The following is a 9,344-nucleotide window of genomic DNA, read 5'->3' as shown; positions in this document are numbered from 1 at the left end:
CACCAATCTGACCACACTGTCTCTCGACAGCAATAGAATTACCGACTTCAGCTTCCTCGGCTCTCTCACCAATCTGACCAGACTGAATCTCTGGGGCAATCAAATTACCGACATCAGCTTCCTCGGCTCGCTCACCAATCTGACAAGACTGTCTCTCGGCGGCAATCAAATTACCGACATCAGCTTCCTTGGCTCGTTCACTAATCTGACCGCACTGAATCTGTGCAACAATCAAATTACCGACATCAGCTCTCTCGGCTCGCTCACTAATCTGACAACACTGTATCTGGGCAGCAATCAAATTACCGACATCAGCTCTCTCGGCTCGCTCATCAATCTGATTAGACTCGATCTCAGCGAGAATCAAATTAGCGACAATCAAATTACCGACATCAGCGCCTTGCGAGCCCTCACCAATCTGACAACACTGAATCTCGACCACAATCAAATTACCGCTATGTGCGTGTTAGGCCTCCTCGCACAGAAACATCTTACTCTCTCGACTACGCCAATTGATGCTCAAAAAGCCACAGAAGCAGTCAAAGTTGCCTACGCCGCTATTGGCCTAGAAGAACCCTCCGTTATGGTTTGCAGCAGTCCCCGCGACGCTTTTCTCCAAATCTTCAACTTGCCCAAAGGCGACCATTCACCAAACTGCTCAGACGAATGGGACAGCAATAGATTGGGGGAAAAGCTAGATTGGAAATTGATATCCATGTCCCCATCGATTGTGGGAGAATTTGCAAGTCCGGGCGTGTGGGAGTATGAGATCGATCGCATGACAATCGAGCCCGAAGCAGACAGCACACTGAGTTCGCTAATAAGGGAATTGGTTCGCAGCTATCCGCGATTGGAACGAACGATGGGGAATGTTTTGCCCGCTAATTTGTTATCCCTGAGATTCCTTGAAACCCCCACCACTTTGTTTAAAGAAATCTATTTAACTGAATGGTATATCTCTTCATTAGGCATCAATCTTTCCCAAAAGGCACAAGAAATACATCACTGCCAAAACCTGATTTTCGAGCATTGCGGTTGGATATTTCCCTTTGAAAAGATTTGCGCGGTGTGCGATCGCCCCCGCCACCTGCGCTTTGACAGTCAAAACCGCTTGCACGCCGAAGGAGAACCTGCCATTGAGTTTGCGGATGGATGGAATTTTTACTATTATCACGGCGTCAAATTGCCTGAAGAATACGGCAAATTCCACCCAAATCAATGGCAATCCCAATGGCTTTTAACAGAAGAGAATGCCGAACTTCGGCGAGTGTTAATTCAAGGTATTGGTTACGATCGCATTTGTCAAGAGTTGGAAGCCAAACAAATAGATAGTTGGCAGGAATATGCACTATTACAAATAGATAATGCCGATGTCGAGCCGATTTGTTTGTTAAAAATGACTTGTCCGAGTACGGGATTCATTCACGCTTTGAGAGTTCCACCTAACCTAACATCCGCGAGGGAGGCAATCCGCTGGGTAAATTGGGATATTGATCCAGAGGAATTTTCTGTGCAGACTTGATATAATTGTGACGATGGATATCTAGAAGTAGTCAGCTACAGGGGACAAGGATTTCCCAGCTCGATCGCAGCGTTGCTGCTGCTATTTTTTGCTCAGAATACTTCGCCTCTGTTTCCCGTCGGAGTAATGACTTGTATCGATCGCGCTGACTTAGCGAATGTGGGGTCAAATCCTCGATTACGGCTGGCACTTAATTTTGCCAACAGTCGCCCTGGGCCTTACTGGTTTTGCTGGGAAGCAAAGATTGATGCGCGGACAATTGTTAGACGTGCTGCGTCCAGATTACATCCGAACAGCACGGGCTCGCAGGTTTGGCGGACGATCGAGTAATTTACATTCATGCTTTGCGGAATGCTGTTAATCCGTTGATTACGCTATTGGGGAGGCAAGCTAGTTTGTTGAGCGGTGCGTTTATTGCCGAATTTTTCTTTAATTGGCCGGGTTTGGGAAAGCTGACTCTGGAGGCGGTGAACAATCAAGATTTGTATTTAGTAATGGCGAGTTTGATGATGGGTGCGGCGATGTTGATTGTTGGGAATTTGTTGGCGGATTTGCTGCTGAAAGCTGTCGCTCCTCGGATTAAGCTGGAAGATTTGAAATAGTAGACTTAATTCAGTAATATGAGGTACGCAAGAGCGATTTGTAATAGTCAACAGTCAACAGTCAACAGTCAACTGTATTCCCATTACCCATTCCCCATTCCCGATGCCCCATTCCCCATCTAGGAGTGTTTTATGTCAGAAAAACAACCAAACGAGCCAATAAGTTTTAGCCGCTTTGCCGACTGGTGCCGGCATATTGACAGTCTGTCCAAAGAGGCAAGGTACACAGTTAAAGTGCTGTTAAAAAAGGCGGGCACTGATGACCCTGAAGCAGCGGAGCAGATACTTTCAAGCCTGACAGAACTGAATCTCTACAGCAATCGAATTACCGACATCAGCAATCAAATTACCGACATCAGCATCCTCGGCTCGCTCACCAATCTGACAACACTGAATCTCTACCACAATCAAATTACCGACATCAGCGCCTTGCGTAAGCTCACCAATCTGACAACACTGAATCTCGGCGACAATGAAATTAGCGACATCAGCTCTCTCGGTTCGCTCACCAATCTGACCACAGTGGATCTCAACGACAATAAAATTACCGACATCAGCATCCTCGGCTCGCTCACCAATCTGACCACACTGTCTCTCCGCAGCAATAAAATTACCGACATCAGCATCCTCGGCTCGCTCACCAATCTGACCACACTCAATCTGTGCAGCAATAAAATTACCGACATCAGCATCCTCGGCTCGCTCACCAATCTGACAGAACTGTATCTCGCCGCCAATCAAATTACCGACTTCAGCATCCTCGGCTCGCTCACCAATCTGACCACACTCAATCTCAACTACAATCAAATTACCGACATCAACTTCCTCGGCTCGCTCACCAATCTGACCACACTGGAGCTCGACAGCAATCAAATTACCGATATCAGCGCCTTGCGAGCGCTCACCAATCTGACAACACTGCATCTCATCTTCAATCCAATTACCGATATTTGCGTGTTAGGCGAACTCCCACAGAAACGTCTTACTCTCTCGACTACGCCAATTGATGCTCAAAAAGCCACAGAAGCAGTCAAAGTTGCCTATGCAGCTATTGGCCTAGAAGAACCCTCCGTTATGGTTTGCAGCAGTCCCCAGGACGCTTATCTCCAAATCTTCAACTTGCTCAAACGCGACCATTCACCAAACTTGTCAAACGAAGGGCATGGGAATATATTGGGGAAAAAGCTAGACAGGAAATGGATGTCTATGTCCCCATCGATTGTGAGAGACTTTACAAGTCCGGCGGTGTGGAACTATCAGTTCAATGGCATGGAGATCGAGTCCGAAGCAGACAGCACACTGAGTTCGCTAATGAGCGAATTGGTTGAGGAATATGAGCGATGGGAAGGAACGATGGACAAGGTTTTTTCCGCTCATTTGTTTGAGCTGAACTACCCTGAAACCCCCACGAGTTTGTTTAAAGAAATCTATTTGACCCAATGGTATATTTCTTCATTAGGCATCAATCTTTCCCAAAAGGCACAAGAAATACATCACTGCCAAAAGCTGCTTTTCGAGCATTGCGGTTTTATATTTCCCTTTGAAAAAATTTGCTTTGTGTGCGATCGCCCCCGGCACCTGCGCTTTGACAGTCAAAACCGCTTTCACGCGGAAGGAGAACCTGCGATCGAGTTTGCGGATGGATGGAATTTTTACTATTATCACGGTGTCGAATTGCCTGAAAAATACGGCTGCCTCCACCCAAATCAATGGCAATCCGAATGGCTTTTAAGAGAAGACAATGCCGAACTTCGGCGAGTGTTAATTCAAGGAATTGGTTACGCTCGCCTTTGTGAAGAATTGTTAGCGACAAAAATAGATATTTGGCAGGAATATGCACTATTACAAATATATAATAATGCCGAAGCAGAGCCGATTATTTTGTTAAAAATGACTTGTCCAAGTACGGGATTCATTCACGCTTTGAGAGTGCCGCCTGACCTGACATCAGCGAGGGAGGCAATTCGCTGGGTAAATTGGGATATCGATCCAGAAGAATTTTCCGTGCAGACTTGATATAATTGCGGCGATGGAGTTCTCTAAGTAGTCAGCTACACGGGACAAGGATTTCCCAGCTCGATCTCCGCAAAGCTGCTGCTATTTTTTGCTCAGAATACGAAGCCTCTGTTTTCCGTCGGAGGAATGACTTGTATCGATCGCGCAGACTTACCGAATGTGGGGTCAAATCCTCGATTACGGCTGGCACTTAATTTTGCCAACAGTCGCCCTGGGCCTTACGGGTTTTGCGGGTTTGCAAAGATTGATGCGCGGACAATTTTTGGACGTGCTGCGTCAAGATTATATCCGAACAGCGCGGGCTCGCCTGTTTGCCGGACGATCGAGTAATTTACATTCATGCTTTACCGAATGTGGGGTGAAATCCTCGATTACGGCTGGCACTTAATTTTGCCAACAGTCGCTTTGAGCCTTACTGGTTTTGCTGGGAAGCAAAGATTGATGCGGGGACAATTGTTGGACGTGCTGCGTCAAGATTATATCCGAACAGCACGGGTTCGCCGGGAAGCCGGACGATCGAGTAATTTACATTCATGCTTTGCGGAATGCTGTTAATCCGTTGATTACGCTATTGGGTTTTGAGGCAAGCTAGTTTGTTGAGCGGTGCGTTTATTGCCGAATATTTCTTTAATTGGCCGGGTTTGGGAAAGCTGACTCTGGATGCGGTGACAAATCAAGATTTGTATTTAGTGATGATGGGTGCGACCATATTGATTGTGGGGAATTTGTTGGCGGATTTGCTGCTGAAAGCTGTCGCTGCTCGGATTAAGCTGGAAGATTTGAAATAGTAGACTTAATTCAGTAATATGAGGTACGCAAGGGCGATTTGTAATAGTCAACAGTCAACAGTCAACAGTCAACAGTCAACAGTCAACAGTCAACAGTATTCCCATTACCCATGCCCTATGCCCCATGCCCCCTGACCCATCTCGGAGTGTTTTATGTCAGAAAAACAACCAAACGAGCCAATGATTTTTAGCCGCTTTGCCGACTGTTGCCGGCATATTTATAGTCTTTCAGAAGAGGCAAGGCACACAGTTAAGGTGTTGTTAAAAAAGGCTGGCACTGATGACCCTGAAGCAGCGGAGCAGATACTTTCAAGCATGACAGAACTGGATCTCAACTACTATCGAATTACCGACATCAGCGTCCTCGCCTCGCTCACCAATCTGACCACACTGGATCTGAGCAACAATCTAATTAGCGACATCAGCGTCCTCGCCTCGCTCACCAATCTGACCACACTGGATCTGAGCAACAATCTAATTAGCGACATCAGCGTCCTCGGCTCGCTCACCAATCTGACCACACTGTCTCTCCACTGCAATCGACGAATTACCGACATCAGCGTCCTCGGCTCGCTCACCAATCTGACCACACTGGATCTCCGCTTCAATCTAATTAGCGACATCAGCTTCCTCGGCTCGCTCACCAATCTGACCACACTGGATCTCCGCTTAAATCAAATTACCGACTTCAGCGTCCTCGGCTCGCTCACCAATCTGACCACACTGTCTCTCAACAGCAATGAAATTACCGACATCAGCTTCCTCGGCTCGCTCACCAATCTGACCACACTGGATCTCCGCTTAAATCAAATTACCGACATCAGCATCCTCGGCTCGCTCACCAATCTGACCACACTGTCTCTCAACAGCAATGAAATTACCGACTTCAGCTTTATCGGCTCGCTCACCAATCTGACCACACTGTCTCTTAACAGCAATCAAATTACCGACATCAGCTTCCTCGGCTCGCTCACCAATCTGACCACACTCTCGCTCAGTGGCAATCAAATTACCGACATCAGCTTCCTCGGCTCGCTCACCAATCTGACAAAACTGAATCTCAGCAACAATCAAATTACCGACTTCAGCTTTCTCGGCTCGCTAACCAATCTGACCACACTGGATCTCCGCTTCAATCAAATTACCGACTTCAGCTTCCTCGGCTCGCTAACCAATCTGACCACACTGAGTCTCTGGGGCAATCAAATTACCGACATCAGCATCCTCGGCTCGCTCACCAATCTGACCACACTCTCGCTCAGTGACAATCAAATTACCGACATCAGCATCCTCGGCTCGCTCACAAATCTGACCACACTCTCGCTCAGTGGCAATCAAATTACCGACATCAGCTCTCTCGGCTCGCTCACCAATCTGACCACACTGTCTCTTGACAACAATCAAATTACCGACATCAGCTCGCTCGGCTCGCTCACCAATCTGACCACACTGTCTCTTGACAACAATCAAATTAACGACATCAGCTCGCTCGGCTCGCTCACAAATCTGACAACACTGTCTCTTGACAACAATGAAATTACCGACATCAGCTTCCTCGGCTCGCTCACCAATCTGACAGCACTGTTTCTCAGCACCAATGGAATTACCGACATCAGCTCTCTCGGCTCGCTCATCAATCTGACCACACTCGAGCTGTGCGACAATCAAATTACCGACATCAGCGCCTTGCGTAAGCTCACCAATCTGACAGGAGTGAATCTCTACAACATTCAAATTACCGGTCTGTGCGTGTTAGGCCTCCTCGCGCAGAAACGTCTTACTCTCTCGACTAGGCCAATTGATGCTCAAAAAGCCACAGAAGCAGTCAAAGTTGCCTACGCCGCTATTGACTTAGAAGAACCTGAAGTTATTATTTGCAGCAGTCCCCGCGACGCTTATCTCCAAATCTTCAACTTACCCAAAGGCGACCATTCACCAAACTGCTCAGACGAATGGGACAGCAATAGATTGGGGGAAAAGCTAGATTGGAAATGGATCTCCGTGTCCCCATCGATTGTGGGAGAATTTGCCAGTCCGGCGGTGTGGGAGTATGAGCTCCGTAGCATGACGATCGAGTTTGAAGCCGACAGCATACTGAGTTCGCTAATGTACCAATTCGTTGACGAATATGAGCGCTTTCAACGGACTAGGCGTAGTGTTTTTAGCGATCATTTTTTATCTCGGAAATACCATGAAACCCCCACTAATTTGTTTAAAAAAATCTATTTAACTGAATTATATATCTCTTCATTAGGCGTCAATATTTCCCAAAAAGCTCAAGAAATACATCACTGCCAAAAGCAGCTTTTCGAGCATTGCGGTTGGATATTTCCCTTTGAAAAAATTTGCGCGGTGTGCGATCGCCCCCGCCACCTGCGCTTTGACAGTCAAAACCGCTTGCACGCCCAAGGAGAACCTGCCATTGAGTTTGCGGATGGATGGAATTTTTACTATTATCACGGTGTCAGATTGCCTGAAAATTACGGCAAACTTCACCCCAATCAATGGCAATCTCAATGGCTTTTAGCAGAAGAGAATGCCGAACTTCGGCGAGTGTTAATTCAAGGAATTGGTTACGATCGAATTTGTCAAGAGTTGCAAGCAAAACAAATAGATAGTTGGCAGGAATATGCACTATTACAAATAGATAACGCCGATGTCGAGCCGATTTGTTTGTTAAAAATGACTTGTCCGAGTACGGGATTCATTCACGCTTTGAGAGTTCCACCTAACCTGACATCAGCGAGGGAGGCAATTCGCTGGGTAAATTGGGATATTGATCCAGAGGAATTTTCCGTGCAGACTTAATCTATAACAACTCTCAATCATTCATGAAGATTTGTAGACGTAGTGTCCCCGTGCCTACCCCGATTGGGGCAATTTACGCACTGGCGATCGGAAACGGTTTTTTTTTGGGAATACTTAGTTATAGCACCCAAAAGCGACAAAAACCCGGTTTCTTTGGTGTTGATGCGGAATATCCTTTCCGGTAGATTAGCGATTTGTCGTCGAGGGGGCAGGTTTATGAGATTGTCGGTTTTCGGCAATTATTGTCGGTGAACCTGCCCCTACAAGACATGGCGTTTGTAATAACGGATCGGATCTATCTGAGATATTGCAGCATTCTCCATTAGCTGTAGGGGCGGGTTCGCCAGTAGGCTTAAACGTTTGCAGACAGGTTAAATAAACCCGCCCTCCCCCACGAATAATCCCCTCAAATCACTCGGACTCGATATAACTCCTATTATTCCCAGAAATGCACCTATAAAATTTCATTCACCCTCCAAACATGGCAAAACAACTAGCAATAGAAACTCGCGGGCTGACGAAACAATTCGATCGCCATATAGCCGTCAATGACATCGATTTGCAAGTAGCAGCAGGCGAAGTATGCGGACTGATAGGCCCCAACGGTGCCGGCAAAACTACTTTGCTGCGGATGTTGGCGGCGGCTGAGGAACCGACTATAGGGGAAATTTACATCAACGGCGATAGGTTATTGCGCGATCGATCGCACCCAATTCTCAAACAGCGCATCGGCTTTCTTCCCGACGACTTTCCCCTCTACGACGACTTGACTGTTTGGGATTATTTAGACTATTTTGCCCGACTCTACAACCTCCAGCAACCGCGCCGCCGAGAGCGAATCAACTCCGTGTTAGAACTCGTGCAACTAACCAACAAGCGCAACAGCTTAATTTCCACCCTTTCGCGGGGGATGAAACAGCGCCTGAGTTTGGGGAGAACTATTATCCACGAACCGCTATTGTTGTTGTTAGATGAACCCGTTTCTGGCTTAGATCCGATCGCCCGAATGCAGTTCCGCGAAATTATCAAAGTTTTGCAAGAAGCCGGCATGACCGTAGTCATATCATCTCACGTTCTCAGCGACTTAGCCGAACTTTGTAGCTGGGTGGGTATCATGGAACTCGGATATCTGGTCGAAAGCGCACCTTTACAAGAACTTTACAAACGCCTCAGCCGCCAGCAAATTTTTATGTCGGTTTTAGGAAATAAATTAGAAGCGCTAACATCGGCATTAAAAAACTTTCCGTGGGTGGAAAATTGGGCAATAATCCCGGAAACTCAACAGGTGTGCGTAGATTTTTCAGGAAGCCCGGAAGATGCCGCAAATTTATTACGCGAACTCGTCGCCGCCAACATTCCCCTAACCGAATTCCACTGCACTCAAGAAGACTTAGAAACCATCTTCCTCAAGATGGGACACCAGCAAGCATCCTAAGAAAGCTCATTTCCTGTTTCCCAGAATAAACAGTGAGTTATAACTGAGTGATTAACCATGCTCAATAAGCCTTTTATTGGCGGGAACTCCTGCCAAACCCACCATCAAACTCACTCTTTGTGGAACGGGCATCTTGCCCGTTATTGAGAATAGTTTAACAGTGAGTTATAACT

Annotated in this window: 2 protein-coding genes and 9 pseudogenes; all 11 read left to right on the top strand. The window is 46.9% G+C overall.

What is annotated here, in order from left to right:
* Positions 1-7: 7 nt before the first annotated feature.
* Positions 8-415 (top strand): annotated as a pseudogene (locus tag QT992_RS33510) (leucine-rich repeat domain-containing protein); the annotation flags it as partial.
* A gap of 609 nt (positions 416-1,024) precedes the next feature.
* Positions 1,025-1,522: pseudogene (locus QT992_RS33505) on the top strand (DUF6745 domain-containing protein); the annotation flags it as partial.
* 12 nt (positions 1,523-1,534) lie between these two features.
* Positions 1,535-2,124: pseudogene (locus QT992_RS01480) on the top strand (ABC transporter permease); the annotation flags it as partial.
* Positions 2,125-2,256: 132 nt separating this feature from the next.
* A pseudogene (locus QT992_RS33500) lies at positions 2,257-3,066 on the top strand (leucine-rich repeat domain-containing protein); the annotation flags it as partial.
* A gap of 561 nt (positions 3,067-3,627) precedes the next feature.
* Positions 3,628-4,140, top strand: a pseudogene (locus tag QT992_RS33495) (DUF6745 domain-containing protein); the annotation flags it as partial.
* Between the two features lie 27 nt (positions 4,141-4,167).
* Positions 4,168-4,293, top strand: a pseudogene (locus QT992_RS33490) (ABC transporter permease); the annotation flags it as partial.
* A gap of 4 nt (positions 4,294-4,297) precedes the next feature.
* Entirely contained in the window at positions 4,298-4,528 is a 231-nt protein-coding gene (locus QT992_RS33485) for a hypothetical protein (protein WP_445305290.1), read from the top strand.
* Positions 4,498-4,928, top strand: a pseudogene (locus QT992_RS01465) (ABC transporter permease); the annotation flags it as partial. The gene QT992_RS33485 and the pseudogene QT992_RS01465, both read left to right, overlap by 31 nt.
* 153 nt (positions 4,929-5,081) lie before the next feature.
* Positions 5,082-6,659: pseudogene (locus QT992_RS01460) on the top strand (leucine-rich repeat domain-containing protein); the annotation flags it as partial.
* Positions 6,660-7,166: 507 nt separating this feature from the next.
* Positions 7,167-7,736 (top strand): annotated as a pseudogene (locus tag QT992_RS33480) (DUF6745 domain-containing protein); the annotation flags it as partial.
* 481 nt (positions 7,737-8,217) lie between these two features.
* On the top strand, positions 8,218-9,171 hold the full coding sequence (locus tag QT992_RS01450; protein WP_333137860.1) for an ABC transporter ATP-binding protein: 954 nt from the start codon (positions 8,218-8,220) through the stop codon (positions 9,169-9,171).
* Positions 9,172-9,344 lie beyond the last annotated feature (173 nt).

Origin of the sequence: Microcoleus sp. T3_D1 (genome assembly GCF_036700405.1) — a bacterium.
In the GTDB taxonomy this organism is placed as follows: Bacteria; Cyanobacteriota; Cyanobacteriia; order Cyanobacteriales; family Microcoleaceae; genus Microcoleus.
This window is presented reverse-complemented; position numbering and strand designations above follow the sequence as displayed.